This window comes from Pseudomonas fluorescens (assembly GCF_001623525.1).
In the GTDB taxonomy this organism is placed as follows: Bacteria; Pseudomonadota; Gammaproteobacteria; order Pseudomonadales; family Pseudomonadaceae; genus Aquipseudomonas; species Aquipseudomonas fluorescens_Q.
In genome coordinates this window covers 4,236,903-4,263,093 of sequence record NZ_CP015225.1, presented here as the reverse complement: position 1 = coordinate 4,263,093, position 26,191 = coordinate 4,236,903, and the positions used below count along the sequence as shown (strand labels likewise).

Annotated in this window: 23 protein-coding genes and 1 riboswitch; of the genes, 16 read left to right on the top strand and 7 right to left on the bottom strand. The window is 60.7% G+C overall.

Annotated elements, in window-relative coordinates; genetic code table 11:
• Window positions 1-3 precede the first annotated feature (3 nt).
• Window positions 4-636 carry a phosphotransferase gene (locus TK06_RS18310; RefSeq protein WP_063323220.1) on the bottom strand — a complete coding sequence of 211 codons (633 nt, stop codon included), beginning with the start codon at window positions 634-636 and terminating at the stop codon, window positions 4-6.
• Window positions 637-857: 221 nt separating this feature from the next.
• Between TK06_RS18310 and TK06_RS18305 the strand changes: the two genes are divergently transcribed.
• The 7 genes from TK06_RS18305 to hldE all read left to right on the top strand — a co-directional run bounded on the left by TK06_RS18305 (window position 858) and on the right by hldE (window position 9,649).
• Complete coding sequence (locus tag TK06_RS18305; protein WP_063323219.1) at window positions 858-1,964, top strand: capsular biosynthesis protein; 1,107 nt, start codon at window positions 858-860, stop codon at window positions 1,962-1,964.
• A 12-nt stretch (window positions 1,965-1,976) separates the two neighbouring features.
• Window positions 1,977-3,143 carry an O-antigen ligase family protein gene (locus tag TK06_RS18300; RefSeq protein ID WP_153044846.1) on the top strand — a complete coding sequence of 389 codons (1,167 nt, stop codon included), beginning with the start codon at window positions 1,977-1,979 and terminating at the stop codon, window positions 3,141-3,143.
• A 150-nt stretch (window positions 3,144-3,293) separates the two neighbouring features.
• Window positions 3,294-5,084, top strand: a complete 1,791-nt coding sequence (gene msbA / locus TK06_RS18295) for a lipid A export permease/ATP-binding protein MsbA (protein ID WP_063323217.1) — start codon at window positions 3,294-3,296, stop codon at window positions 5,082-5,084.
• A complete protein-coding gene (locus TK06_RS18290; protein WP_063325176.1) occupies window positions 5,084-5,980 on the top strand; it encodes a GNAT family N-acetyltransferase in 897 nt (298 codons plus the stop codon). The genes msbA and TK06_RS18290 overlap by 1 nt, the downstream gene beginning before the upstream one ends.
• A gap of 16 nt (window positions 5,981-5,996) precedes the next feature.
• A complete protein-coding gene (locus TK06_RS18285; protein WP_063323216.1) occupies window positions 5,997-7,412 on the top strand; it encodes a PIG-L deacetylase family protein in 1,416 nt (471 codons plus the stop codon).
• A 121-nt stretch (window positions 7,413-7,533) separates the two neighbouring features.
• Window positions 7,534-8,142 (top strand): adenylyl-sulfate kinase, encoded by a 609-nt coding sequence (gene cysC, locus TK06_RS18280; RefSeq protein WP_063323215.1) that lies wholly within the window; start codon window positions 7,534-7,536, stop codon window positions 8,140-8,142.
• Between the two features lie 85 nt (window positions 8,143-8,227).
• Window positions 8,228-9,649, top strand: coding sequence for a bifunctional D-glycero-beta-D-manno-heptose-7-phosphate kinase/D-glycero-beta-D-manno-heptose 1-phosphate adenylyltransferase HldE (gene hldE, locus TK06_RS18275; RefSeq protein WP_063323214.1), 1,422 nt, complete (start codon window positions 8,228-8,230; stop codon window positions 9,647-9,649).
• 147 nt (window positions 9,650-9,796) lie between these two features.
• Here hldE and TK06_RS18270 read toward each other — a convergent pair whose 3' ends face one another.
• From TK06_RS18270 to TK06_RS18255, 4 genes are all read right to left on the bottom strand, one after another.
• Window positions 9,797-10,762 (bottom strand): hypothetical protein, encoded by a 966-nt coding sequence (locus TK06_RS18270; protein ID WP_063323213.1) that lies wholly within the window; start codon window positions 10,760-10,762, stop codon window positions 9,797-9,799.
• Between the two features lie 34 nt (window positions 10,763-10,796).
• The gene (locus tag TK06_RS18265; RefSeq protein ID WP_003197149.1) at window positions 10,797-11,609 is read right to left on the bottom strand and encodes an aldo/keto reductase; all 813 of its coding nucleotides are present in this window, start codon (window positions 11,607-11,609) and stop codon (window positions 10,797-10,799) included.
• Complete coding sequence (locus TK06_RS18260) at window positions 11,606-12,781, bottom strand: NAD(P)/FAD-dependent oxidoreductase (protein WP_063323212.1); 1,176 nt, start codon at window positions 12,779-12,781, stop codon at window positions 11,606-11,608. The genes TK06_RS18265 and TK06_RS18260 overlap by 4 nt, the downstream gene beginning before the upstream one ends.
• 221 nt (window positions 12,782-13,002) lie before the next feature.
• Complete coding sequence (locus tag TK06_RS18255; RefSeq protein WP_046065574.1) at window positions 13,003-13,335, bottom strand: DMT family transporter; 333 nt, start codon at window positions 13,333-13,335, stop codon at window positions 13,003-13,005.
• A gap of 103 nt (window positions 13,336-13,438) precedes the next feature.
• Between TK06_RS18255 and TK06_RS18250 the strand changes: the two genes are divergently transcribed.
• Both TK06_RS18250 and waaA read left to right on the top strand, forming a co-directional pair.
• Window positions 13,439-14,329: a LysR family transcriptional regulator gene (locus TK06_RS18250; RefSeq protein WP_063323211.1), complete on the top strand. Its 891-nt coding sequence runs from the start codon at window positions 13,439-13,441 to the stop codon at window positions 14,327-14,329.
• Window positions 14,330-14,351: 22 nt separating this feature from the next.
• Window positions 14,352-15,626, top strand: a complete 1,275-nt coding sequence (waaA, locus tag TK06_RS18245) for a lipid IV(A) 3-deoxy-D-manno-octulosonic acid transferase (protein WP_063323210.1) — start codon at window positions 14,352-14,354, stop codon at window positions 15,624-15,626.
• A gap of 193 nt (window positions 15,627-15,819) precedes the next feature.
• On the opposite strand, the gene TK06_RS18240 is transcribed toward waaA, so the two are convergent.
• Window positions 15,820-17,259 (bottom strand): TolC family outer membrane protein, encoded by a 1,440-nt coding sequence (locus TK06_RS18240; RefSeq protein ID WP_063323209.1) that lies wholly within the window; start codon window positions 17,257-17,259, stop codon window positions 15,820-15,822.
• A gap of 154 nt (window positions 17,260-17,413) precedes the next feature.
• A riboswitch (TPP riboswitch) is annotated at window positions 17,414-17,519 on the top strand.
• 175 nt (window positions 17,520-17,694) lie between these two features.
• On the opposite strand from TK06_RS18240, the gene thiC reads away from it, so the two are divergent.
• Together thiC and cytX are read left to right on the top strand one after the other, a co-directional pair.
• Entirely contained in the window at window positions 17,695-19,584 is a 1,890-nt protein-coding gene (thiC, locus tag TK06_RS18235) for a phosphomethylpyrimidine synthase ThiC (protein ID WP_063323208.1), read from the top strand.
• A 213-nt stretch (window positions 19,585-19,797) separates the two neighbouring features.
• A complete protein-coding gene (gene cytX, locus TK06_RS18230; RefSeq protein ID WP_063323207.1) occupies window positions 19,798-21,090 on the top strand; it encodes a putative hydroxymethylpyrimidine transporter CytX in 1,293 nt (430 codons plus the stop codon).
• On the opposite strand, the gene TK06_RS18225 is transcribed toward cytX, so the two are convergent.
• Window positions 21,059-21,805 (bottom strand): DUF3298 domain-containing protein, encoded by a 747-nt coding sequence (locus TK06_RS18225; protein WP_063323206.1) that lies wholly within the window; start codon window positions 21,803-21,805, stop codon window positions 21,059-21,061. The two genes, cytX and TK06_RS18225, sit on opposite strands and share 32 nt — an antisense overlap.
• 214 nt (window positions 21,806-22,019) lie before the next feature.
• Here TK06_RS18225 and TK06_RS18220 point away from each other — a divergent pair, with 214 nt between their 5' ends.
• From TK06_RS18220 to TK06_RS18200, 5 genes are all read left to right on the top strand, one after another.
• Window positions 22,020-22,637 (top strand): NUDIX domain-containing protein, encoded by a 618-nt coding sequence (locus TK06_RS18220; protein ID WP_063323205.1) that lies wholly within the window; start codon window positions 22,020-22,022, stop codon window positions 22,635-22,637.
• Window positions 22,628-23,080 carry a DUF1249 domain-containing protein gene (locus TK06_RS18215; RefSeq protein WP_003186471.1) on the top strand — a complete coding sequence of 151 codons (453 nt, stop codon included), beginning with the start codon at window positions 22,628-22,630 and terminating at the stop codon, window positions 23,078-23,080. The genes TK06_RS18220 and TK06_RS18215 overlap by 10 nt, the downstream gene beginning before the upstream one ends.
• A 123-nt stretch (window positions 23,081-23,203) precedes the next feature.
• Window positions 23,204-24,019 (top strand): 3',5'-cyclic-AMP phosphodiesterase, encoded by an 816-nt coding sequence (cpdA, locus tag TK06_RS18210; protein ID WP_063323204.1) that lies wholly within the window; start codon window positions 23,204-23,206, stop codon window positions 24,017-24,019.
• Between the two features lie 560 nt (window positions 24,020-24,579).
• Window positions 24,580-24,939, top strand: coding sequence for a DUF6124 family protein (locus TK06_RS18205; RefSeq protein ID WP_063323203.1), 360 nt, complete (start codon window positions 24,580-24,582; stop codon window positions 24,937-24,939).
• A 640-nt stretch (window positions 24,940-25,579) separates the two neighbouring features.
• A complete protein-coding gene (locus TK06_RS18200; protein ID WP_063323202.1) occupies window positions 25,580-26,188 on the top strand; it encodes a YqiA/YcfP family alpha/beta fold hydrolase in 609 nt (202 codons plus the stop codon).
• Window positions 26,189-26,191: the final 3 nt, after the last annotated feature.

Here is a 26,191-nt window from a genome sequence, read left to right as displayed (position 1 = left end):
GGCTCAAGCGTTGAGCGCCAGCCTCACTTCCAGTTCATTGCACAGGCGTTGGTGGGTCAGGTAGTGCTCCAGGAACTGGTTGTCCTTGAGTAGCCAATCGCGCTCCTGCCGATAGCGCAACATATGTTTGAAATTGCGCAGGCGCAGGCCTTTGCGAAGCGGCTTGCGGTAGGTGCGCAGATCGGCAATGTCGATCAGTCCCAACGTGTTTTGCGGCGTCAATACGACGTTGCCCAGGTGCGCGGAGCGAAAGTAGATGCCGTTCTGATGCAACCGTGCAACGAACTCTCCCAATCGTGCCTGAAGATCCTCATTAGTATCCACGTTCAGCAGTTGGCGCAGGGTGTAGCCAGGCAGTGGCGTGTAATGGACGGCATCGCACTTGATGCTGGGGATGCGATAAACCTGGAGAATTTCCGGGCACTCGATGCCGCGTTCGCGCAGCGTTCGGCAGTTATCGGCGAAGCGCTTGGCGTAAGGAGCCCAGAGCGCGGAGGTCAGCAGGCGTTTGCGACGAAACAGCTTGAGTATCGAGCCATCCGTCAGGCGCAGGACTTTATCCCCTTTACCATCGGCTTCGAGAACCTCGGCACCTTCGCGCAGGCTGAGATAAAGTGCATGGTCGAGCGTTTGCATCAGTGCTCCAAAAACTGGCCCGATGGATGAGCCGCCGGCTATGTTACCGCAGTGTGCATGCTGCAAAAAACAGCTGTGGTATAGTCGCGCCAAATTTCAAGGGACCCCGGCCCTGTCTTTGAGGTCGCTCGGACTCTGTCACAGAGTGTTGTTTCTGATCCATATTGCTATTCGCCATACGTCGGCTGGCGTGTAGATGCCGCCTATCTTTTGGACACTCCATGACGACAATGCTGTTCATTTCCTTGGCCGCTCATCAAGGCCTTTATTTCAATCGGTTGCTCGACGAAACTGAACTACAAGGCAAAGTAGTTACCCCTTCACAGATGCCCTGGTTCGGCTCACTGCAGATATCCAGGATCCTTTCTCGCATCGACTGGGCGAGCCTGATCGAAGAGAAATGCGAGGAACGTCGCGTCAAGAACAAGAGCAATGGCCGGCTTTACCGCCTGCTGTTACGTCTTGAACTCTTTGGGATGGCATTGCGGGCGCAGGCTTTGCTCAATCGTGAGCGTCCTGATGCATTGGTATTCTGGAATGGTTCCCATCGCTATTGCCGATTGCTGACGGCGCTGGCCCCGTCGAGTTGCAAGACGTTCTTTTTCGAGAATGGCCTGTTGCCCGATACCACGACGGTGGACCCCAAGGGCGTGAATTACCTGAATGCGGTTCCGCGTGAGGCCGATTTTTACCTCAACTATCCTTACCTCGTGCCTGAAAACCAGGCCGCACCAGTGCTGATCCCCCGTCCGCCTCGTACCACTGGGCCGGCACCCATTGCGCTGCCGCAGCAGTTCGTCTTTGTTCCGTTTCAGGATGACCGAGATAGCCAGGTTCGGCTGTTTTCTCCCTGGATCAGCAACATGCGCGAGATGTTTGCCTTGGGCGAACGACTGGCTAAAGAGACGGGGCTGACAGTGGTGTTCAAGGAGCATCCGTCCAGTCGAGAGACGTATCCAGAACTGCATGAGCGTACCGGTGATCGTGTGCTGTTCGCCAACGGTAACTCTACCCAGCAATTGATCGAGTCCAGTCTTTTTGTGATGACGATCAATTCGACGGTTGGCCTGGAAAGCTTGCTCCTGGGCAGGCCCGTGCTTACCTTGGGCCAAGCGTTTTTCAACATAGAGGGGCTGGTGATGCATGCCGACACCGCTGAACAGGCGGTGGAATTGGCGCGTGCCTTCCCGCGATGGCCGCTTGACGAGCAATTAAGACGTAACTTCCTGCACTACCTTAGCGAGCACTATTGCATTAAGGGGGGCTGGAAGAACGCAGATAAAGCTCAGTTGCAACGAGTTGCCGATCGAATGCTGGGGAAAAGTTAAGTGCTGTCAGAAATGAAAAGGTTTATTAGCAAGGATGTCCTGGCGGTGTGGGCATCCATCGGGTTCCTCATTTTGTTATGTGGCCCGTGGGTACTGCCGAGCAACAAGCTTTATCACCAGATGTTGATTGTACTGCTCTGGCTGCCCGCCTTGCTGGCGCTGTTTCATCGGGATTTTCGCCTGTTACTCAAACAGCCGGAGTGCATTTTTTTCCTCTTGTTCGTTGCCTGGACGTTCCTGGTATTGGCGGTCGAAGGGGGCGATAACGTCTTCGGCAAGGTCAAGGTGACATTCTATGTAGCCTTGACCCTGGCAGGCGTGTTGCTGGCGGCACAGAACCGCAAATGGCGGCTAGAGTCCATGTTGTTGTACGCATCGATTATCGGTGGTGTTTTTGCGGCCGCTTCTTGGGCATGTTTTTATGGTCTATCCGCGCGATCTTTGCACTCCCGGGTGATCGCCATCGGCTTATGGGACACCGCGATCATGGCGGCGCACGCGGTGGGTGCCTTGGCAATCATGGGCGCGTTCACACTGCGAACCAGGCGTTTCCCTCCTGTTGTGATGGCGTTGCTGCTGATCCCAGCGATCGGATATGCGCTGTTTCTGGGTTTCAGCCAAACGCGTGGTGTTTGGATCGGCTTGGCCGTCTGTTTTCTCGTTATGGCCGTAGCGCGACCGTCACGCCTGGGAAGCGGCCTGATCCTTCTGGGGGCGTTGGGAGTGGCGTGCATTGCTCTATTCAAACCCGAGGTTCTATTGCAGCGTGGCGTCTCTTACCGTCCCGAGCTATGGCGAGGTGGTATTCAGTTGATTCTGGACCACTGGGTGACCGGGCTGGGATTCAAAGAGTACCTGATACCGGTCCCTGAAATAGGAAGGTCCTTCAAACATCCCCATAACCTCTTTCTGGACGCCGGAGTGCGTCTCGGGGTGCCTGGTCTGCTGCTGTTCGGCTGGCTGTGGCTGGTGGCTGGCTGGCGCGGCTGGATTTCGCGAGCTCAGCCGCTGGGTCAAGTTTTGCTGGCACTCTGGGTTTTTTCCGGGGCGTCGTTGATGACCGATGGCATCGGTCTCTGGCTCAAGCCGAACGCCGACTGGTTGGTCATGTGGTTGCCGATCGCCTTGAGTATTGTGTTGGCTGCTCGAGAGGGCGCTGAAACCAAAAGCTCCATCTAGAGCGTTTCTGTTTCTTGATGCTTTTGACGCGAAGGCGAATTGCTATCGCTGTGCTGTCCAGTCGTTCAGTCCTGACTGCGCCGGTGTTGTAATTCGTTCGCTGTTACAATCCAGACCTTGTCTCTTTTTCAAACGTCCGAGGCGCACCGAATGGCCAATATCGACCAGCAGTCGAGCATGACGATTTACTTGCGGTTGCTGAAATACGTGCTCCCGTACTGGGGTGCTTTCGCCATCAGTATTATCGGTTTCGTGCTGTTCGCATCCAGCCAGCCAATGCTGGCAGATATGCTCAAGCATTTTCTCGACGCTTTGCAGAAGCCCAACGACACTCAGTTCATGGGCGTTTCGCTGGTGCTCGGCGTGCCGTTGCTGATCGTGCTCATTGCCGTCTACCAAGGCATAGGCTCATTCCTGGGTAATTACTACCTGGCCAAGGTTGCCCGTGGTGTTGTCCACGACCTGCGTTGCGCCCTCTTCGACAACCTCCTGACCCTGCCCAACCGTTACTTTGACAACCATAACTCCGGCCATCTGATATCCCGTATTACCTATAACGTGACCATGGTCACCGGTGCCGCCACCGATGCGATCAAGGTCGTGATCCGTGAGGGCCTGACGGTGGTGTTCCTGTTCGGTTATTTGCTGTACAGCAACTGGAAGATGACGCTGGTATTGCTGGCGATTCTGCCGGTTATTGCCATTCTGGTGAGTAGCGCGAGCAAGAAATTTCGTAAACAGAGCAAGAAAATCCAGGTGGCGATGGGCGATGTGACTCACGTGGCCTCGGAGACGATCCAGGGCTACCGTGTGGTTCGCAGCTTTGGCGGTGAAAGTTACGAAATCGAACGGTTTCACAAGGCCAGTGCCGATAACATGAACCGCAGCCTGGGTATGACCCGGACCCAGTCGATCTATACGCCGATGTTGCAGTTGGTGATCTACATCGGCATGGCCGTGCTGATGTACCTGGTGCTTTATCTTCGCGGCGATGCTTCTGCTGGCGAGCTGGTTGCCTACATCACGGCTGCCGGTTTGTTGCCCAAGCCCATTCGTCAATTGTCGGAAGTCAGCGCCACGATCCAGAAAGGCTTGGCCGCAGCGGATAGCATTTTCGAGCAGCTAGACGAGGAACCGGAAGTCGATACGGGGACCAAGGAGATGGCTCGTGTCAACGGGCGTCTGGAAGTGCGTAACCTGAGCTTTCAGTATCCGGGTACCGAGAAGATCGTGCTCGATGACATTTCCTTTACGGCCGAAGAAGGTCAGATGATTGCTCTGGTGGGGCGTTCGGGCAGCGGAAAGTCGACCTTGGCCAACCTGATCCCGCGTTTCTATCACCATGACCAGGGCCAGATCCTGCTCGATGGTGTGGACGTCGAGCAATACAAACTTACCAACCTGCGGCGCCACATCGCCCTCGTGACCCAGCAGGTCACTCTGTTCAACGACAGCGTCACTAATAACATCGCTTATGGTGACCTTGCCGATGCGCCGTTCGAATCTGTGCGCAAGGCGGCCGAAGATGCCTACGCCGCCGAGTTCATCGAACAGATGCCTCAGGGGTACGACACGCTGGTGGGCGAAAACGGCGTCCTGCTTTCCGGAGGGCAGCGTCAGCGTCTGGCGATAGCCCGTGCGCTGCTCAAGAACGCACCGTTGTTGATCCTGGATGAGGCGACCTCGGCCCTTGATACCGAGTCCGAGCGCCACATCCAGGCAGCTTTGGATCAAGTGATAAAAGGGCGCACCACGCTGGTGATTGCTCACCGCTTGTCGACTATCGAGAAGGCCGACTTGATCCTGTTGATGGACAAGGGGCGCATCGTCGAGCGCGGTACCCATGCCGAGTTGCTGGCACTCAATGGCTTCTATGCCCGGTTGCACGAGAAAGATTTCGTCGAAGGTGCCGAAGAGGCAGCGAAGGAGTCCTTCGTTTGATTTTGAGTTACTGGCGGTCTTGGCGAGAAAGTGGTTGGACCCCCATTGATGCTGTGGCTTACGCCCAGGCCTGGCAACAGTTTGGCGGCAGTGTGGCAACTCATCCCAATGTGGTCGAGCGCCTGGCCGGGCTTGTAGGTATTCCGGTGCGTTACCTGGGGTGGTTCGTTGACGGGCAATTGTGTGCTGCGATCCCGACCTGGGGACGTCATGTGGCCTTATCCAAGGATGTGCTCAAGCGTGAAGGCAAGCGTGGCATGCTCGATCTTGGCAATGCCGAGGTCATCCTGCCGGTTGCCGAAGACGCTCGGATTCGTGTACGACATCGCATGCGCTATGTGTCCGAGCTCAATGCCCGGAACGTGACCGGCCTTGCTGAGCAGCCTGAGGGGTTGGCGCTGGCCCGTGAACCCGAGGAATACAGTAAGAAGTTTCGTTACAACCAACGTCGCGAGCAGCGCTTGTTGGAGGATGCGGGTGGCATTATCCGGCCTATGTTGGAGCTGAGCGCCAGCGAACAGGCGGCCATCTATGCAGACCTGTTCCAACGCCGCTGGAACTTCGAAGCCCCGGGCAAAAAACACCTGGCTGACGTGTTCGGCCTGATGCGAGAGTTCATGACCGGGTCCTTGATTTACCTGAACGACGAGCCGGTGGCTATTCAGATCCTGTACCGGGTCGAGGCACCCAAGTGGACCAGCCTTGAATACATCAACGGCGGCGTCGACCCGCAGAGTCGCGAGTTCAGTCCTGGCAGCGTGCTCAGTTTCGTCAATACCCAAACCGCTTGGGAGCAGGCTCGCGCCCTGGGCAAGCCGCTGCGTTATTCGTTCGGCCGTGCCGATCGCGAATACAAGGATCGCTGGTGTCACCGGGTTCCGGTCTATCAGGTTTGAGCGAGGGTAAACAGCCATGAGCGGACGCAAACAGCAATTGCTCAAACGCCATCGTCAACGCAAACGCCTGATACTGATTGGCATGTTGCTGGTGGCGTCGGCACTGGGTTTTTTTGTGTCGTGGTGGGCGTCGCCGCTTTTCCTGCTGTTGGGCTGGGTCGCCCACGAGGCCTGGTTTTGCGATCATCTGTTCTATGCTCCGGACGATGACTATCGTTATGACTTCCCTGCAGGCACGCTGCAGTTTTCTGCCATTTTGAACGATGGCCTCTTGCAGGTGGCGGGGGCGTTCGAGGCGGGGCAGACTCTGATTCTGCAGGTGCGGGTCAAAAGCCATTGGTTGGGGCGTTTTTTCGATCCTCAGGTATGGATCGGTGACGATCGCCAGGATCTGGAGCGCGGTGTCGCGGGGGAACGTTTCCTCAATCTGTCCGGACAGGATTCGCTACTGGCAAGCGGCGCCCTGAGAGTGCACGGCCGTTTTTGCAGCCTGGCGCCACAGGCGACCCTTCATGTCCTGAGCAACCCGGACTTTGGCCAGCAACGTTTGCTTATCATTGCCCCTCATGCCGATGATGCCGAACTCGCGGCTTTTGGTCTCTATAGTCGGGCGAGCGATGTGGCTATTGTCACGCTCACCCAAGGTGAAATCGAAGCCGATAACTATCGCGATATGGGCCTGGACATGGCTCAAGCCGCTCGTCTGAAGGGCCGCCTGCGTAGCTGGGACAGCCTGGCGGTACCGCTGTGGGGTGGGGTGGGGCAGCAGCAGTGTGTGCAATTGGGCTACTACTGCCTTCAGTTAGGGGCAATGGCGCAACAACCGGAGCGAAGCTTCGGCTCTCTGGAGTCGGGCGATAGTGATACTCGGGACGTGCGCCGGTTCAACGCCCTGAGTCTGCCTGGTGACGTTGACGGCCAACCCAGTTGGCGCAACCTGGTGGCCGATCTGGTAGGACTGCTTGAGCATCACCGACCGGACGCGGTAGTGACACCTCATCCCGAACTGGATCCTCACAGCGACCATGTTGCCGGTACTCGCGCCTTGATGGAGGCAATTGAACTCAGTACCTGGCGCCCACGTACCCTGCTGCTGTATGCCAACCACCTGCACGATAACGACCGTTGGCCAATGGGTCCGGCAGGCTATGGTATCGCCTTGCCGCCAGCCATCGAGCCGTTGCCGGCCGATGGCCTATGGAGTCCGCTGCTGGATGCACCAACCCGCATGGACAAGGCGATGGCCTTAGGCATGCAGCACGATCTGCAGGGGCGTCCACCCTTCAAAAGACAGCTGCGGCGAATGATCCAGCGGTTGTTGGCCGGGCGTCGCTGGCCTCGTACCGGGGAGGATGAGTTTTTCCGCAAGGCGGTTCGTCGACATGAGCTTTTCTGGACGCGCCCACTGGATGTGTCGCCAAAGGATGATTAGCGAGCCGTCGACATGCGGTGTTCAGCCTATGCTTTGCTCTGGGCAATAAGTCGGTATACGCGCCATGCAGCGCGGAGGCCGGTAAACCCCCAGGATTTCGATTTCAGGGAGAGACTCGGTTATGGACAGGACGACAAAGATATCGACATCACGGCCGGCTATCGGGCCTTCTGCGTTGACAGTCTCAGCGCAGGCCCGGGCGGCGATCAAATCCCAGCGACCGCGATGTATTTGGCTGACCGGTTTGTCCGGCGCGGGAAAGTCAACATTGGCCAATGCGTTGGAAGTGCGCTTGCACGAGCTAGGCCTCCACACCTGCCTCCTTGACGGGGACAACCTGCGCCAGGGTTTATGCAGTGACTTGGGTATGAGTCCCGAGGCGCGCAAGGAAAACATCCGACGAATCGGTGAGGTGGCGCGATTGATGGTCGATGCTGGACTGATCGTCATTGTCGCGGCCATTTCCCCGTTTCGGGCTGACCGTGAGGCCGCACGGCAATTGTTCGCCCCGGACACTTTTCTCGAAGTTTATGTGAGCACGCCTTTTGACGTGTGTGCCAAACGAGATCCAAAAGGACTGTATCGGGAGGCGCGCGCGGGTAGGCTCAAGAATTTCACCGGGCTCGACAGTCCATACGAAGTGCCGCTGACACCCGCTTGCGAAATCGACACCGACAAGCTGGAGCTGGGCCAGGCCTGCGACCGGCTGTGGGCGCTATTGCACGACTAACGCATCCCGTCACCGCCATAGAAGAGCCTTGCGCCAACCCTGTGCTAATATCCCCGCCCTGTTCATTTTGTATGTGGGATGCTCCATGAAGTTGTCCATGCCGCGATTCGATCAAGCCCCTGTATTGGTGGTCGGCGATGTCATGCTCGACCGCTACTGGCATGGCGGTACCTCACGAATTTCCCCTGAGGCGCCGGTACCGGTGGTCAAGGTCGAGCATATCGAGGATCGTCCCGGTGGTGCCGCCAACGTTGCCTTGAACATCGCCGCCCTCGGCGCGCCGGCTTCCCTGGTGGGCGTGACCGGCGACGACGAGGCTGCCGACAGCTTGACCAACAGCCTCAAGGGCGCGGGCGTACGTGCGATATTCCAGCGTGTTGCGCACCAGCCGACCATCGTCAAGCTGCGGGTCATGAGTCGTCACCAGCAACTGTTGCGCATCGATTTCGAAGAGCCGTTCGCCACCGACCCCCTGGCCCTTGGTGCCGAGGTCGACAGCCTGCTCGAAGGCGTCAAGGTCCTGGTGTTGTCGGACTACGGCAAAGGCGCGTTGAAAAACCACCAGGCGCTGATCCAAGCCGCGCGTGCCCGTGGCATTCCGGTCCTGGCCGATCCCAAGGGCAAGGATTTTTCCATCTACCGTGGCGCCAGTCTGATCACGCCGAATCTCAGCGAATTCGAAACCATCGTTGGCGGTTGTGTCGATGAGCACGAACTGGTGAGCAAAGGCGCCCAGCTGATGCAAGACCTCGATCTCGGCGCCTTGCTGGTGACCCGTGGCGAGCATGGCATGACCCTGCTGCGCCCCGATCACCCGGCGTTGCACCTGCCGGCCCGTGCCCGTGAAGTGTTCGACGTGACGGGGGCCGGCGACACCGTGATCTCCACCCTGGCCGCCGCCATCGCCGCAGGGGAAGAACTGCCCCATGCGGTAGCCCTGGCGAACCTGGCGGCCGGCATCGTTGTTGGAAAACTGGGTACGGCGGCGATCAGCGCCCCGGAACTGCGCCGCGCCATCCAGCGCGAGGAAGGCTCCGAGCGCGGTGTGCTGGGCCTGGAGCAACTGTTGCTGGCCGTTGACGACGCCCGTGCCCACAACGAACGAATCGTCTTCACCAACGGTTGCTTCGACATCCTGCACGCAGGCCACGTGACCTACCTCGAGCAGGCCAGGGCCCAAGGTGATCGTCTGATCGTCGCGGTCAATGACGATGCCTCCGTCAGCCGCCTCAAAGGGCCGGGCCGACCGATCAACAGCGTCGACCGACGCATGGCGGTCCTGGCCGGCCTGGGCGCGGTGGATTGGGTGATCAGTTTCAGCGAGGGCACGCCGGAAAACCTGCTGCGCGAAGTCAAGCCGGACGTGCTGGTCAAGGGCGGTGACTACGGGATTGACCAGGTCGTGGGTGCGGACATCGTCACCGCCTACGGCGGCACAGTGAAGGTGTTGGGGCTGGTGGAAAACAGCTCGACGACGGCGATTGTGGAGAAGATCCGCAACAACTGAGCCTGTGTACTGCAGCCAGCTTGCTTTTTTGTGGCGAGGGAGCTTGCTCCCGCTGGAGCGCGAAGCGGTCCCGTTTCTAATTGGGCGCTGCGCACCCAAGCGGGAGCAAGCTCCCTCGCCACAAAAGCGCTCTGAGTGGTGTGGTTTCTAACGAGCCGCCTTGCGCGGCACGATCTTCTTGAGCAATTGCCGGGCCTTGCCCTTGAGTCGAGTCAGGCCTGACTCCTTGCCCGGTGGCGTCAGCCCTTGTTGGTGCAGCCAGTCCTTCCAGCGAATCCGCTCGTCTCGCACTAGCCAGCCGTCCTGCTTGGCAAAGCTCTCCGCCAGGTACAGCCCACGCGTGCTGGCCGGGTATAGCTGGTCCTTTTTCAAGGTGTACAGCTCGGGCATGGGTTGGCCGTCCTGTAGCGGCATCAAATAAAGATCAGGTCGCTTGCGGTCCAGGCGCGCCACCAACTGGTCGCCCTCCAAACGCTCATCGACGTGAAACAGGCTCAGGGATTTGGCTTCCTTGGGCACATCCAGACGCAAGTCATAGATCAATTGCAGCGATGCCGTCGGCAGGTGCACGTAGGCCCGTGGTCGCTCGATCAGTTGCAGGTTGGCGCTGCGCACCGGGCGGGCGGAGCCCGAGAGGGGTGTCAGCCGAAACGGCAAGGCTTCGCGGTAATGCAGGGCCGTGGCGTAGGGGGCCGGCAGCCAGGTGTCGTTGAAACGCCCGCCAAGCCAGCCTTCCGGGGTTTCCAGCAGGCATTCTTCGGCAATTTCACTGATGGCGGTAAGCAGTGGCAGGTTCAGCTCGTGGGCCGGGACGTAGCCGGAAATCAGCTTGAGCACCACATCGCCGCGATCCTGTCGACGCTGGCGCACCAGAACCCAATAGTCGCGGTTTTGCCAATGCAGGGTCAGGCGCACAGAAACGCCCAGGTTTGCCAACTCCAGGGAAAAGCGCTCGGTATCGGCCACGGCTACCGGGCGGCGGCGCTGCAAGGTCTGGGCGAAATTCAGCGGCATGCCGACGCTCTGGTAAGTCAGGCCTTCGGGTGTCGCTTCGACGAACAGGGGCAGGGTCTTGAAGTTGCTGGGATTCTTTCTGATGAGCGTACGCGGCATGTCGGCTCCTTCCTTAAGGCCGCGTAGGGCGGCGTCAGTTTTTACGCAGGACCTTGGCTACGGTCGCGACGTTGTGGGCGAGGTGCAGCGGATTGATGGTGCCGACAATAGCACTGGCGACCCCAGGATGCTCAAACAACAGTTCGAAGCTGGCGCGAACCGGGTCCACCCCGGGGCTCAGGCAAACGTGGCCGCTGGCCAGGGCCTTTTTCACCAGGATCGCTTTGCCGTGTTCGCTGGCGTAGTCAATGACAGCCTTTTCGTTTCGTTCGTTCAGATTGTAGGTGACCATCGCACAATCGCCTTGCTCCAAGGCTTTCAAGCCACCGTCGACGGTCTTGCCGGAAAAACCGAAGCCGCCGATCTTGCCCTCGCGCTTGAGCGCCGCCAGGGTCGGGTAGACCTCGCTGTCGTTGAGAATCGCCAGGTCGTTGCCGTCGGAGTGCACGAGCACCAGGTCGATATAATCGGTTTCCAGGCGCTTGAGGCTGCGCTCCACCGAGAATCGGGTATGGGCGGCGCTGAAGTCATGGCGTGACTGGCCGTCGCTGAATTCTTCGCCGACCTTGCTGACGATCACCCAATCCTGGCGTTGGCCGCGCAGCAGCGGGCCGAGGCGCTCTTCGCTGCGGCCATAGGCCGGCGCGGTGTCGATCAGGTTGATACCCAGGTCGCGCGCCAGCTTGAGCAACATGCGCGCTTCGTCGTCATCGGGGATCTGAAAGCCGTTGGGGTATTTGACGCCTTGGTCGCGACCGAGCTTGACGGTCCCGAGGCCCAGGGGGGAGACCCGCGGGCCGTCATGGCCCAGGGGGCGATAGAGGTCATGCAGGGTCGGTTGGCTCATGGCAGCAGTTGCTCCCAGGCAGGGACGCCCATCGGCGGCTTCGGCAGGTCCGGCAGTGGGGCCGGGTGGCTTGGCTGGATGCCATCGCGCTGCAGGGCATCGACCACCCGATCGGCGAAGTCCGGGGCCAGGGCCAGTTTGGTCGGCCAACCCACCAGCAGGCGATCCTGCTCGGCAAGGAAGGCGTTGTCCGGGCGGGTCAGGCCCGACTGCAACGGTTCGGCGCGGTCCACCCGCAGCGTGGCCCATTGCGCCGTGCTCAGGTCAATCCAAGGCAACAACTGGCCGAGTTCTTTCTGGGCGGCGGCGATCTGCGCGGCAGGCTCGCGGGTCACGCCATCGCCTTCGGCCAGATCGCCACCCACGTACCAGACCCATTGGCCATCGGCCGCCGGATGAGTGGTCACGGTGACGCGCGGCTTCGGTCCGCCGCCCAGGCAATGGGCGTAGAGCGGCTTGAGGCTGGGCCCCTTGACCAGGACCATGTGCAACGGTCGGCGCTGCATGGCTGGCTGGTCCAGGCCCAAGGCGTCGAGCAGGTCGGCGGTGCCGGCCCCGGCACTGAGGACAATACGTTGCGCACGAATCTCGCGGCCATCGACCTTGAGTCCGATCAGCTCGCCACCTTCGCGCAGCGGTTCGATGTGTTGCCCGGCCAGCAAGCTGTCGCCGGCCAGTTCCGCCAGGCGTGCGATCACGCTCGGCACGTCCACCACCAGTTCGGCCAGGCGATAGACCTTGCCCTTGAAGCGTTTGTCTTGCAGGGCCGGCGGCAACTGGTCGCCCTTGACCTGGTCGACCCGCCCGCGCACGGCCTTGCTGGCAAAGAAACTGGTGAGGTTGCCGGCCAGGGTGCCGGGGGACCAGAGGTAATGGGCGTCGGACAGCATGCGCACGCCGGACAGGTCCAGCTCACCTTCACCTTTCAGGGCTTCGCGCCAGCGACGCGGCATGTCGGCAATGGCTTCCGAGGCACCGGTCAGGGCGCCATGCAAGGCGTACTTGGCGCCGCCATGGATGATGCCCTGGGATTTGACACTCTGCCCGCCACCGAGGCTGGCGCTCTCCACCAGCACGGTCGAAAAACCCTGGCGACGCAGGCGTGCATTCAGCCAGAGGCCGGCGACGCCTGCGCCGACAATCAGAATGTCGGTGGAAATAACGGATGGCATGAGCGACCTCAGTGTTCAAGACGAGGGCGCAGTATACAGACTCGGTGCAGAGGGAATTTGTTGACGATCAACATCGGCAGCGTGCAGGGAAAGCTTTTGTGGCGAGGGAGCTTGCTCCCGCTGGGTTGCGCAGCAACCCCATTTTTATGGGCGCTTCGCACCCAAGCGGGAGCAAGCTCCCTCGCCACAGAGGTGTTCCAGCTCAAATGATCAGTGTGTTATCAGTGCCCGGCCGTCTTGGAAAACAGCTGGATCACCACCACCCCCAGCACGATCAACGCCATCCCCAGCATCGCCGGCACGTCCAGTTTCTGCCCATAGATGAACAACGCCGCGACACTGACCATGACGATCCCCAGCCCGGCCCAGACCGCATAGGCCACGCCCACCGGTACGGTGCGCACCACCAGCGTCAGCATCCAGAACGCAGTGGCGTAGCCGACGATGACCAGCAGCAAAGGCAGGGGTGTGCTCAGGCCCTTGATCGCTTTCATCGAAACGGTGGCGATCACTTCGGCGCAGATGGCAATGGCCAGGTAGTAGTAAGCGTTCATAGGCGGTTCCTCTTCGACGGTTGCGTCTTTCGATGGGGCCATTCTAGAGATAGGTCAGATGCGGTAAAGTCATTACCTATCTGTAATCAAGATAGGTTGAGCCATGAACGTTCAGTGGAACCTGGAGCAATTGCGGCTGTTTGTCGGGGTCGCCGAGAAGCGTTCGTTTTCGGCCGTGGCCCGGGATCAGCGCAAAGCCCAATCGGCCATCAGCAGTGCGATTGCGTTGCTGGAGACGGATTTGGGCGTGAACCTGTTCGAGCGCAGCAGCGGCCGTCAGCCCAGGCTCACCGACGCTGGCGAAGCCTTGCTCGAAGAGGCCAGGGAAGTGCTGCGTCAGTGCGAGCGTCTCAATGGCCGGGCGCTGGCCCTGATGCGCGGGCAGGAAGCGTCGCTGCGCCTGGCCCAGGATGAAGCCATGCCTTATCAACCGGTCATCGACAGCCTGGCGGCCCTGGCCGAGCAATTCCCCACCCTGGAAGTGCAATTGGCCAGCGCCGCCCAGGGCGACGTGGCGCGCAAACTGGTGGAGCGGCGCGCCGACCTCGGCTTGCTGTTCTATCACGACCAGATCCCCGAGGCCTTGGAGCGCCGGGTGCTGGGCAGCGTCGAGATGGTGACGGTGTGCGGCAGGGGCCACCCACTGGCGAACCATGATTATGTGACCTGTCGGGAAATGGCTCGGCACCGCCAGTTGTTGATGGCCACCCAGTCCAGCGTCTATCCCGGCAGTGAACAGGCCAGCCCGCAGGTCTGGCGAGCCGACAGTTTCTATGTGTTGGCCGAATGGCTGAGGAGCGGCCTGGGCTGGGCCTGGTTGCCACGGCATGTGGTGCAGTACCCGGCCTACCTGGGCGACATGGTCGAGCTCAGCAGCGAATGGACCCCGCCGGCCCTGGTGGTGGAACTGGTCTGGCGCCGCGATGAACCCCTGGGCCCGGCCGCGCGTTGGCTGGCGGAACGTTTTGCCGTGCAGTTGCAGGCGATCGGCTGAAAAACCGATAAACTCCGCCGCCATGAACAGAACTCTCTATAGCGCATTGTTTTACCTGGGGCTGCCACTGGTAGCGATTCGGCTGTGGTTGCGGGCCCGCAAGGCGCCGGCTTATGCCCGGCGCATTGGCGAGCGGTTCTCCTGGGGGCTGCCGGTCATGCTGCCGGGGGGCATCTGGGTCCACGCGGTGTCGGTGGGCGAGAGCATTGCCGCCGCGCCGATGATCCGCGCCTTGCTGCAACGTTATCCACAGCTGCCGATCACCGTCACCTGCATGACGCCCACCGGTTCGGAGCGGATCCGGGCGTTGTTCGCCAACGAGCCGCGCATCCAGCATTGTTATTTGCCTTACGACTTGCCCTGCGCCGCCAAGCGTTTTCTCGACCGGGTCCGGCCGTCCCTGGCGGTGATCATGGAAACCGAGCTGTGGCCCAATCATATTCACCAATGCGCCAGACGCGGCATTCCCGTAGCCCTGGCCAATGCGCGGTTGTCGGAGCGTTCGGCCCGGGGTTATGCACGCTTTCCCAAGCTTACCCGGCCCATGCTTGCCGAGATGAGCCTGTTCGCCGTGCAGACCGACGCCGAAGCCGAGCGTTTCCGTCAGTTGGGCGCCCGGGTAGAAACCGTCGAGGTCACCGGCTCGATCAAGTTCGACCTGACCATCGACCCGCAATTGCTCGAAGACGCCAGCGCCTTGCGCCGCCAGTGGCAGGCAACCGAGCGCCCGGTGTGGATCGCCGCCAGCACCCATGAAGGTGAAGACGAAGTGGTGCTGGCTGCCCACCGCCGGTTGCTCGACAGTTATCCCGATGCGTTGCTGATCCTGGTGCCGCGTCATCCCGAGCGCTTCGACGCAGTGCACCAACTGTGTGTAAGCGAAGGGTTGGCCACGGTGCGACGCTCCAGCGGGCAGCCCGTGACTGCGCAGGTTTCGGTGTTGCTCGGTGACACCATGGGTGAACTACTGTTTCTCTACGCGTTGGCCGACAGCGCGTTCGTCGGGGGCAGCCTGGTGCCCAACGGTGGACACAACCTGCTTGAGCCGGCGGCGCTGGCGAAACCGGTGCTCAGCGGGCCGCACGTGTTCAACTTCCTCGAAATCGCCGCGCAACTGCGCGCCGCCGGTGCACTGGCGGAAGTGGAAGATGCCGAAAGCCTGGCCCTGGCGGTGCAGCGCCTGTTCGAACTGCCCCGCGATGCCCAGCGCATGGCCGAGGCGGGGTTGAAGGTGATGCGCAGCAACCAGGGCGCGTTGCAGCGGTTGCTGGAGGGGTTGGGGCGGTTGCTCGACTGATCACGAGCAGCCCACCTTTTTTGAACTCGGAGCACGCTTTTGTGGCGAGGGGATTTATCCCCGTTGGGGTGCGAAGCACCCCATTCTCAAACGACTGACACACCGCGCTGTCAGGTTTTAGGGCTGCTGCGCAGCCCAGCGGGGATAAATCCCCTCACCACAAAAGCTAATTGCCACACACTATCTCTCTACGTTACTGCGCTGGCCGCGAGCGCAACTGCTGCGCCGCTGCCTGGGCCAGGTCCGGCGGCAGGAAGTCGCGGTCCGGGTTGTAGTCGGGCTTGAGGTAGCGCGACAGGTCCTGCAAGTCCGCCGGGCTCAACGTCCCAGCCGCCTGCTTGAGGCGCAGGTTGTCGAGGATGTAGTCGTAGCGGGCGTTGTTGTAGTTGCGCACCGAGGTGTACAACTGACGCTGGGCGTCGAGCACGTCGACGATGTTGCGGGTGCCCACCTGGTAGCCGATTTCCGTGGCTTCCACCGCGCTCTGGTTGGAGATGATCGACTGGCGCCGGGCCTGGACCTGCTCCACGTCGGTGTTCACTGCACGGTGCAGGTTACGGGTGTTTTCCACCACCTGCCGGCGCAGGGCTTCGCGTTGCTGCTCGGTCTGGGTGAGTTGCGAGTAGGACTCGCGCACCTGGGAGCTGGTCAGCCCGCCGCTGTAGAGCGGGATACTCAGTTGCAGGCCAATGGTGCGTTGCTCGGCATCACCGCCGTAGCGTTGGCCGGTAGGGTTCGGGTTGGTGAAGCCGAGGCCATCGTTATCACCTTTTTTGTATTGGGCGATTGCATCGAGGGTCGGTGCGTGGCCGGCCTTGCGCTGGCGCAGTGTATCTTCGGCGGCGGTCACGGCGTAGTTGCTGGCCAGTAAATTCAGGTTCTGCTTGGCTGCCGTATCTACCCAGGCCTTGGCATCGTTTGGTGCCGGCGGCAGGATTGGCAAGGTGTGGACGATGCCCTGGAGCGAGTTGTACTGGCGATTGGTCAGGGTGATCAAGGCTTCGAAGGCATCGTCGACCTGGCGCTGGGCGAGGATCCGGTTGGCCCGGGCGGTGTCGTAGCTGGCCTGGGATTGCAGCACATCGGTCTTGTCCGACAGGCCCACGTCAAAGCGCTCGTTGGACTGGTCGAGCTGACGCTTGAACGCCGCTTCCTCGGCCTTGGTCGAGGCCAGGTTGTCCTGGCTGCGCAGCACATTGAAATAGCTCTCGGCGCTTTGCAGGATCATGTTCTGTTCAGTGGCTGACAGTTGCAGCGACGCTTGTTCGTCGACGGATTTTGCCGCCTGGAGCTGGAACCAGCGGTCGGCGCGGAAAATCGGCTGGGACAGTGTCGCCTGGTAAACCGTGGAACTGCGGTTGGCCGTCATCGCCGGCTGGTCAAGCTCGGTACGCGTGTTGTTCAGATCGGCACCGGCCGAAAGGTTCGGTAACAACCCGGCGCGAGCCTGGGGCACCACTTCCTTCTGGGCGCCGTACTGGGCGCGAGCCGCGGCCAGGTCGGCGTTGTTATCCACCGCTTCCTGATACACGCTCACCAGATCGGTTCTGGTGGTCAAGGGTGCTTCGGCAGCCCAGGCCATTCCATTGGACGCACAAGACACGGCAAGGGCCAGTGAGAGTTTGCGCAGCATGAGGCGTTCCCTACTTCTCAGATGATTGCGCACAAGAGGCGCGGCGTAGCGAGTGTAGTTGCGCCTGCGCGCCGCAACAATCCTGTATATGCGCCATTCATCACGCCTTTTGTCCTGGTGATGGCGTTCTCCCGTGGTTGTGTCTAGACTGGCCGGGTTCTTGTCGGGGTGCCTTGCTATGAGGCTGAGATCGAATAATTTCGGATCCCGTTGAACCTGATCAGGTTAGCGCCTGCGTAGGGAACAAGATTTCTCGTCACCCGGCGAGTCCTCTTGTGCTTCGTCCGGGATCTTGTTCGACCATCGACTTTCGATTTTCGAACATGCTCGAGCAGCAAGCACAGCGTCCGCACTTTCGTGCAGGGACGCGTCCATTCGTTACAGGTTCGCTCCGACAAAAATCCACTGCCTGGATGTGTGTCTGGAGAGCCCGTGATGACGACAAAATCAAAAAACGCGACCAACCTCAGCGATTCGGCCAAGGTCGATGAGCAATCGGTCCAGCCCTTTACCCGCTCGCAAAAAATCTATGTCCAGGGCAGCCGCCCGGATATCCGCGTGCCCATGCGCGAAATCAGCCTTGACGTGACCCCCACCGACTTCGGCGGCGAAATCAACGCGCCGGTCGTGGTGTACGACACCTCGGGCCCCTACACCGACCCGAACGTGATCATCGACGTGCGCAAAGGCCTGGCCGACGTGCGCTCTTCGTGGATCGAAGCCCGTGGCGACACCGAGCGTCTTGCCGGCCTGAGCTCCAACTTCGGCCAGGAACGCCTGGCCGACCCCGAGCTGACCAAGCTGCGCTTCGCCCACGTGAACAACCCACGTCGTGCCAAGCCCGGTGCCAACGTCAGCCAGATGCACTACGCGCGCAAAGGCATCATCACCGCCGAGATGGAATACGTCGCCATCCGCGAAAACATGAAGCTGGAAGTCGCCCGCGCCGCCGGCCTGCTGGACCAGCAACACGCCGGCCACAGCTTCGGTGCCAGCGTGCCGAAAGTCATCACCCCGGAATTCGTCCGCGATGAAATCGCCCGTGGCCGTGCGATCATCCCGGCCAACATCAACCACACCGAACTGGAACCGATGATCATCGGCCGTAACTTCCTGGTGAAGATCAACGGCAACATCGGCAACAGTGCGCTGGGTTCGTCCATCGAAGAAGAAGTGGCGAAGCTGACCTGGGGCATCCGCTGGGGTTCGGACACGGTCATGGACCTGTCCACCGGCAAGCACATCCATGAAACCCGTGAGTGGATCATCCGCAACTCGCCCGTGCCGATTGGCACCGTGCCGATCTACCAGGCCTTGGAAAAAGTCGGCGGCGTGGCCGAAGACCTGACCTGGGAGCTGTTCCGCGACACGCTGATCGAACAGGCCGAGCAGGGCGTCGACTATTTCACCATCCACGCCGGCGTGTTGCTGCGCTATGTGCCGCTGACCGCCAAGCGCGTCACCGGTATCGTCAGCCGTGGTGGTTCGATCATGGCCAAGTGGTGCCTGGCGCACCACAAAGAGAACTTCCTCTACACCCACTTCGAAGACATCTGCGAAATCATGAAGGCCTACGACGTCAGCTTCTCGCTGGGCGATGGCCTGCGTCCGGGCTCGATTGCCGACGCCAACGACGAAGCGCAGTTCGGCGAGCTGGAAACCCTCGGCGAGCTGACCAAGATCGCCTGGAAGCACGACGTGCAATGCATGATCGAAGGCCCCGGCCACGTGCCGATGCAGTTGATCAAAGAGAACATGGACAAGCAGCTCGAGTGCTGCGACGAGGCGCCGTTCTACACCCTCGGCCCACTGACCACCGACATCGCGCCGGGCTACGACCACATCACCTCCGGCATCGGTGCGGCGATGATCGGTTGGTTCGGTTGCGCCATGCTCTGCTACGTCACGCCGAAGGAACACCTGGGCCTGCCGAACAAGGATGACGTGAAGACGGGGATCATCACCTACAAGATCGCCGCCCACGCAGCCGACCTTGCCAAGGGCCACCCAGGTGCGCAGATCCGTGACAATGCCTTGAGCAAGGCGCGTTTCGAGTTCCGTTGGGAAGACCAGTTCAACCTCGGCCTGGACCCGGACACCGCCCGCTCGTACCACGACGAAACCCTGCCGAAGGACTCGGCCAAGGTGGCGCATTTCTGCTCGATGTGCGGGCCGAAATTCTGCTCGATGAAAATCACCCAGGAAGTGCGCGAGTACGCGGCCAACCAGCGCATCGAGGCGGTGGACGTGGACGTTGCCCAGGGCTTGGCGGAACAGGCCGAGCGGTTCAAGAAGGAAGGAAGTCAGCTTTACAAGAAAGTGTGATCCGGGCGGTGCTTGCAAAAGCACCGCTCACCCTGTGTGGCGAGGGAGCTTGCTCCCGCTCGGCTGCGAAGCAGCCGCAAAACCTGCACCGCGATTCTGACTGACAGGATGCGACGCTTGGTATTGGGTCTGCTTCGCAGACCAGCGGGAGCAAGCTCCCTCGCCACAAGGGGGATCTGCGACCCAAAACAATAATCTCCCTTGAGAATCTCTGTGAACATCCAACCCAGCACCTACTCCCCAGACACCGCGGTCCCCCCGGACAAACGCGTCTTCGGCGCGCGCGATCTGTTTTCCCTGTGGTTCTCCCTGGGCATCGGCCTGATGGTCTTGCAGGTCGGCGCCTTGCTCGCGCCGGGCCTGGGCTTGAGCGGCTCGTTGCTGGCGATTTTCCTCGGCACGCTGGTGGGCGTCCTGCTGCTGGCGGCGGTCGGGGTGATCGGCAGTGACACTGGCCTGTCGGCCATGGCGGCCCTCAAGCTCAGCCTCGGCGGCAAGGGCGCGAGCGTTCCGGCGGTGTTGAACCTGCTGCAGTTGATCGGCTGGGGCTCGTTCGAAATCATCGTCATGCGCGATGCCGCCAGCCTGCTCGGTGCCCGAGCCTTCAGCGAAGGCAGCCTGGGTTCGAACCCGCTGCTGTGGACGCTGTTCTTCGGCGCCCTGGCGACCCTGCTTGCCGTGAGTGGGCCGTTGACGTTCGTGCGCAAGGTCCTGCGCAAGTGGGGCATCTGGCTGCTGCTGGCGGCGTGTATCTGGCTGACCTGGAACCTGTTCGCCAAGGCTGATCTGGTTGCGCTGTGGGCCCAGGCGGGTGACGGTTCGATGCCGCTGGCGGTGGGGTTTGATATCGCCATTGCGATGCCGTTGTCCTGGCTGCCGCTGATCGCCGACTACTCGCGCTTCGGAAAACGCGCCAAGAATGTCTTCGGCGGCACGGCGGTGGGGTTCTTCATCGGTAACGTCTGGCTGATGAGCCTGGGCGTGGCCTACACCTTGGCGTTCGCGCCGAGCGGTGAAGTCAATGCGTTGCTATTGGCCTTGGCTGGCGCCGGGTTGGGCATTCCGTTGCTGCTGATTCTGCTGGATGAGTCGGAAAACGCCTTCGCCGACATTCACTCGGCGGCGGTCTCCAGTGGCATGTTGTCGGGGCTGAAGGTCGAGCACCTGGCCTTGGCGATTGGCGTGCTCTGCACCTTGATCGCCTGCTTCGCGCCGTTGGCGCAATACCAGAACTTCCTGTTGCTGATCGGCTCGGTGTTCGCACCGCTGTTCGGCGTGGTGCTGGTGGATCACTTCATCCTGCGCAAGCGCAGCAGCCAAGTGGTATTAGCCGCGTTGCGCTGGCCGGCCCTGTTGGCCTGGTTGGGTGGGGTGAGCACTTATCACTTGCTGGCCAACTTCCATCCAGACATCGGCGCAACCCTGCCTTCGTTGATTCTGGCAGGGTTGCTGCAACTGTTGCTGGGCCGGGCTTTCAGCTACGGCCGGGGAACAGCTCGGGCTTGAGGATGCCATTGAGGCGTGGGTAAGCGATCTTCAATTCGATGTGGCCCAGGGCGTACGGGGCGATGGTGCTCACTTCGTACTTGAGGATCACCCCGCCGTAGGTCAGTGCCACGTGTGGGGTTTTCTGGAAGGACCACTGCTTCAGGAACTCGGGTTCCTGATCCAGCTTGGTGCTGATCAGCCAACTGTTGTGGGCGACCTGGGCGGCTTTCCAGAAGGCTTCTTCCTGGCCCGGCAGCAGCATGTCCGACAGCGTCAGAACCTTGTGTTGCTGGCGCGAATAGTTGATGAAGCCGCGGCCCGGCGTGCCGTGGGCGCCGCCGGTATCCAGGTAGCTGGACAGTTCGATGATCACCAGGCCGTCATGTTGCTCACGTACCTTGGCCTGAAAATAGCTGCTGTTGCGGGGCGCGGCGCTGCGCAGGAACTGCTCGCGATAGGCGGCAAGCGTCGGTGCAACCGGGGCGTCCGGGGTGGTGCGGGTCATTTGCAGCAGGCGTTTTTCGACGATGCCGTCCAGGGCCGGCTCGGTGGGAAAGTGCAGGGTATCGATGTTCACCAACGGGCAGTCGGCACTGGCGCAGCCGGGTTGCAATTGCTCCGAGGCATCGCGGGTGGTTTCCAGCGGTGCGCGGTAATTGGGTTGGAACAGGCTTTGGCAAGCGCCCAGGGTCAGGGCAATGGCGGCCACGGAGGCAGTTTTGAAAAGCGACATGGGCGTCCTTCATGGAACAGGGAAAGGCGAAAAGTTACCCGCTTCGACTGCCAGCAGGACAATCAGTTCGCCACTAAGCTCATTAGAGTTCTTTCACCTTCTGCCGTCCATCCCGATGAGTGGAAAGGGGCTGCATCAAAGGGTACGGGCGCGTTAGGATGGCGCGAAGCCGAGGTTGGAACCTCGTATTGATCCATTGCACACGAGGATTGTCATGACCGATTTCGCCAACGCCGCACCGAGCACCGTGGACATTGTCAAGCGCGAGAGCTGCTTCCAGGGTTTCTACAAACTCGATCGTGTGCACTTGCGTCACGAATTGTTTGCCGGTGGCATGAGCCGCGAAATCAGCCGTGAATTGTTCGTGCGCCATGACGCGGTGTGCGTGTTGCCCTACGACCCGCAGCGCGATGAAGTGGTGTTGATCGAGCAGTTTCGCGTCGGCGCCATGGACAAGGTCGCCAACCCTTGGCTGGTGGAATTGGTGGCCGGCCTGATCGACAAGGACGAACAACCGGAAGAAGTTGCTCATCGTGAGGCGCAGGAGGAAGCTGGGCTTGCCTTCGCTGCGCTTTGGCCGATGACCAAGTATTTTCCATCCCCGGGCGGCAGCGATGAATTCGTCCATTTGTACCTGGGGCGTTGCGACAGCACGGGGGCGGGCGGGCTGCATGGCCTGGCGGAAGAGGCGGAAGATATCCGCGTCAAGGTCTGGTCTTTCGAAGATGCCCTGCAAGCTGTGCGCGACGGACAAATCTGCAATGCACCGAGCATCATCGCCCTGCAATGGCTGGCCTTGAACCGCGAGGAAGTGAGGGGGTTATGGTCCTGAACAAGCTGCGCGATCGCTATCGCGTCGATCTGGTGGGGTTGCAGGCCGCCTGCGAGGCCAACTACGCCCGCCTGATGCGCTTGTTGCCGGACATGCGCAACGATCCGGCGCCGCGGCGTATCGCCGTGACCCACGGCGACCAGATGCTCGGCGTGCTGGCCCTCGAAGTGCTGCAGACCTGCCCGTACACCACGACCTTGCAAGTGCGCCAGGAGCACAGCCTGCCCTGGCTACCGGTGCCGCAGCTGGAAGTTCAGGTCTATCACGATGCGCGCATGGCCGAAGTCGTCAGTGCCGAACATGCGCGACGCTTTCGCGGCATCTATCCTTACCCCAATGCGTCAATGCACCAGCCGGACGAAAAGGCCCAGTTGAACCTGTTCCTGGGCGAGTGGCTGAGTCATTGCCTGGCGCTGGGCCACGAGTTCGAAGTCGTTCGGTAGTTGTCGTTCAAATACTGGACTCTGGTTGTGAACCGGTTCCGGTTCGCGGGTTTCCCCTTTCGATCTTCCCCAGCATAATTGCGGCGTCATCCAACGGCGTGAGTGCGCCTGGGAGAGAGCGATTTGCCGAACGTATCCATCCTGACCACCGCTGATGCGGCGTTGCTGGTCCAGCTGTCCGACAGTCACCTGTTCGCCGAGGCCGACGGTTCGTTGCTGGGCATGAATACCCGCGACAGCCTGCGGGCGGTCGTTGACCTGGTGCTCGAGCAGCAGCCGAAGATCGATTTGATGCTGGCCACGGGGGATTTGTCCCAGGACGGAACGCTGGAGTCCTATCAGGCGTTTCGGCAGATGAGCGGGCGAATCGATGCGCCGGCGCGCTGGATTCCGGGTAACCATGATGAGCCGCAGGTCATGCTTGAAGCAGCGGTCAAAAGCACGCTGCTCGAGCCGGTGGTGGATATTGGCAACTGGCGCGTCACCCTGTTGGATTCCGCCGTGCCGGGTTCGGTGCCGGGGTTTTTGGCTGAGGAGCAGTTGATTCTGTTGGCCAATGCGTTGAGTGAGGCGCCGGAGCGGCATCATCTGGTGTGTCTGCATCATCATCCGGTGTCGATTGGGTGTGTGTGGATGGAACCTATCGGGTTGCGTAATCCTGAGGCGTTGTTTGCGGTGTTGGATCGGTTTCCTCAGGTGCGGGCGGTTCTGTGGGGGCATGTGCATCAGGAGGTTGATCGGGTCCGTGAGGGGGTTCGGTTGTTGGCTTCGCCTTCGACTTGTATTCAGTTTGAGCCGGGGAGTGAGGATTTTGCGGTGGGCTTGCAGGCGCCGGGGTATCGGTGGTTGCGGCTTTGGCCGGATGGGCGGTTGGAGACGGGGGTTGAGCGGGTGGTTGGGTTTGCTTTTACTCCGGACTATGAGTCCGACGGGTACTGAGGTTTGATTGAGTACATATCCATTGCTGCGGTAACGGCTACTTAGGGTTCCGCCCTGACGGCGTCTCACTTTTGAGGAGCGCAAAAGTAAGCAAAACGCTTTTGCCCCACCACTTGGTGCCTCGCCTAGGCTCGGCATGCCCTCACTCCGGCACTGTTCCGTGGGCCCGCTGCGAAGGGCCATCCATGGCCCAGCGCAGCTATCCCGGCATCCATGCCGGGATGCCCACTCCACAATGCCTACGTTCGGCCATTGTGGTTAACGGGGCGCCGAAATCAACGTCCACCTCGAGGCGGCCTTATAGCCGGCCTGGCTCTTTTGTCGTACTCCGATCCAATTGTGGGAGCGGGCTTGCTCGCGATGGCGGCCTGACAGCCGACCAGGTTTGTGGGAATGGTCGGACACACTTTCTGGTTCAAGTAGATTTTTCCGACGAGTTCTGGCGGTTGCCGGGTGGGAAGGGCTGTCGCTAACCTTTTCCCGTCGCTGAAAATTCAGCGGCCGGGCCTGGAAACCTGAAAAAAAAAGGAGCTTTATTTCAATCCTAATGGAGCGCCAATATGTCTGAAGATAACTCTGGGCCAACAAAAAACGATTCCATTTCTCCCGAAGCCAGCCAGAACCCCAAAAAACTTGATGAGGCAGCCAAGCGAGTTTTGGACTTTTATCTCAAGCCAAAATCGGACACCTCGAATCCTCCGGGGGATTCCCTCCAAGTGTTCACTGTAAACAAAAAGCTCGATACCGAAACCCTCCTAGCCAACCTCAGCGAAACCCTAGCCTCCGCCAACGTCATGCTCAGCGACCTGGCCTTCGACTTGGAAGGCTCGCGCCGGCATTTTGCTTTGGGTGTCCAGCAGATGATCGAACTCAGTGAGTTGTTGGCGAATCGGGCGTTGGATATCGTCGATCCACGCTAGAGCGATCGTTCCCACGCTCCGCGTGGGAATGCATCCAGTGACGCTCTGCGTCACCAAGCGGAACGCGGAGCGTCCCTGGCGGCGTTCCCACGCAGGAGCGTGGGAACGATCAGAAATACACAACCCTGACCACACCGTGCGCAAAAGCGAGCAAGCTTGCACTGGAGAAACGCGATCACCCTAAACCAGGCCGGCTCTCAGGCCGCCTCGCGGTGGACGTTGATTTCGGCGCCCCGTTAACCACGATGGCCGAACGCAGGCATTGTGGAGTGGGCATCCCGGCATGGATGCCGGGATAGCTGCGCTGGGCCATGGATGGCCCTTCGCGGCGGGCCCACGGAGCAATGCCGGAGTGAGGGCACACCGAGCCTAGGCGAGGTGCCGAGTGGTGGGGCATGAAGCGCTTTGGTTACTTTCGCGCTTTTCGAAAGTGACCCGCCGTCAGGGCGGAACCCTAAGTGGCCGTTACCGCAGAAATGGATATGTACCCAATCCAGCTGAAGGGGGCCGCTTCGCGCCCCAGCGGGGATAAATCCCCTCGCCACAGGGTTTTGTGTTGTCTTGTATGAACAGATCACCCCCAACCCCCCACGAACTCCCTGTAAACTCCGGCCTTTGCCCCACACCCAGGGAGTCGGCAATGTCGGGTTCTATCCTTTATATCCACGGCTTCAACAGCGCCCCAGCCTCGACCAAAGCCAGTCAGCTGATCAACGTAATGGCGCAATTGGGCCTGAGCGACCACCTACAAGTCCCAGCCCTGCACCACCACCCCCGCCAGGCCATCGGTCAGCTGGAACAGGCGATTGCACAACTGGGGCGGCCGCTGCTGGTCGGCAGCTCGCTCGGCGGCTACTATGCGACTCACTTGGCCGAACGCCACGGCCTCAAGGCGCTGCTGATCAACCCTGCCGTCAGCCCGCATCGGATGTTCGACGGTTACCTGGGCACGCAGAAGAATTTGTACACCGACGAAACCTGGGAATTGACCCACGACCACGTCACGGCCCTGGCCGAACTGGACGTGCCGGCACCCCGGGATCCGCAGCGGTTTCAGGTATGGTTGCAAACCGGGGACGAAACGCTGGATTATCGCCACGCCCAGCAGTATTACCGTGCCTGTGCCTTGCGCATCCAGGCCGGCGGCGACCACAGTTTCCAAGGGTTTGCCCAGCAGTTGCCGGCGCTGTTGAGTTTTGCCGGCATTGGCGCCGATTTGTACCAGGCGATCGACTTCACGTCGCTGTGAGCC

Excerpts from the sequence above, each read along its gene's own strand:
- TK06_RS18310 (WP_063323220.1), bottom strand. The coding sequence starts at position 636 with ATGCAAACGCTCGACCATGCACTTTATCTCAGCCTGCGCGAAGGTGCC.
- TK06_RS18305 (WP_063323219.1), top strand. The coding sequence starts at position 858 with ATGACGACAATGCTGTTCATTTCCTTGGCCGCTCATCAAGGCCTTTAT.
- TK06_RS18300 (WP_153044846.1), top strand. The coding sequence starts at position 1,977 with ATGAAAAGGTTTATTAGCAAGGATGTCCTGGCGGTGTGGGCATCCATC.
- msbA (WP_063323217.1), top strand. The coding sequence starts at position 3,294 with ATGGCCAATATCGACCAGCAGTCGAGCATGACGATTTACTTGCGGTTG.
- TK06_RS18285 (WP_063323216.1), top strand. The coding sequence starts at position 5,997 with ATGAGCGGACGCAAACAGCAATTGCTCAAACGCCATCGTCAACGCAAA.
- cysC (WP_063323215.1), top strand. The coding sequence starts at position 7,534 with ATGGACAGGACGACAAAGATATCGACATCACGGCCGGCTATCGGGCCT.
- hldE (WP_063323214.1), top strand. The coding sequence starts at position 8,228 with ATGAAGTTGTCCATGCCGCGATTCGATCAAGCCCCTGTATTGGTGGTC.
- TK06_RS18270 (WP_063323213.1), bottom strand. The coding sequence starts at position 10,762 with ATGCCGCGTACGCTCATCAGAAAGAATCCCAGCAACTTCAAGACCCTG.
- TK06_RS18265 (WP_003197149.1), bottom strand. The coding sequence starts at position 11,609 with ATGAGCCAACCGACCCTGCATGACCTCTATCGCCCCCTGGGCCATGAC.
- TK06_RS18260 (WP_063323212.1), bottom strand. The coding sequence starts at position 12,781 with ATGCCATCCGTTATTTCCACCGACATTCTGATTGTCGGCGCAGGCGTC.
- TK06_RS18255 (WP_046065574.1), bottom strand. The coding sequence starts at position 13,335 with ATGAACGCTTACTACTACCTGGCCATTGCCATCTGCGCCGAAGTGATC.
- TK06_RS18250 (WP_063323211.1), top strand. The coding sequence starts at position 13,439 with ATGAACGTTCAGTGGAACCTGGAGCAATTGCGGCTGTTTGTCGGGGTC.
- waaA (WP_063323210.1), top strand. The coding sequence starts at position 14,352 with ATGAACAGAACTCTCTATAGCGCATTGTTTTACCTGGGGCTGCCACTG.
- TK06_RS18240 (WP_063323209.1), bottom strand. The coding sequence starts at position 17,259 with ATGCTGCGCAAACTCTCACTGGCCCTTGCCGTGTCTTGTGCGTCCAAT.
- thiC (WP_063323208.1), top strand. The coding sequence starts at position 17,695 with ATGACGACAAAATCAAAAAACGCGACCAACCTCAGCGATTCGGCCAAG.
- TK06_RS18225 (WP_063323206.1), bottom strand. The coding sequence starts at position 21,805 with ATGTCGCTTTTCAAAACTGCCTCCGTGGCCGCCATTGCCCTGACCCTG.
- TK06_RS18220 (WP_063323205.1), top strand. The coding sequence starts at position 22,020 with ATGACCGATTTCGCCAACGCCGCACCGAGCACCGTGGACATTGTCAAG.
- TK06_RS18215 (WP_003186471.1), top strand. The coding sequence starts at position 22,628 with ATGGTCCTGAACAAGCTGCGCGATCGCTATCGCGTCGATCTGGTGGGG.
- TK06_RS18205 (WP_063323203.1), top strand. The coding sequence starts at position 24,580 with ATGTCTGAAGATAACTCTGGGCCAACAAAAAACGATTCCATTTCTCCC.
- TK06_RS18200 (WP_063323202.1), top strand. The coding sequence starts at position 25,580 with ATGTCGGGTTCTATCCTTTATATCCACGGCTTCAACAGCGCCCCAGCC.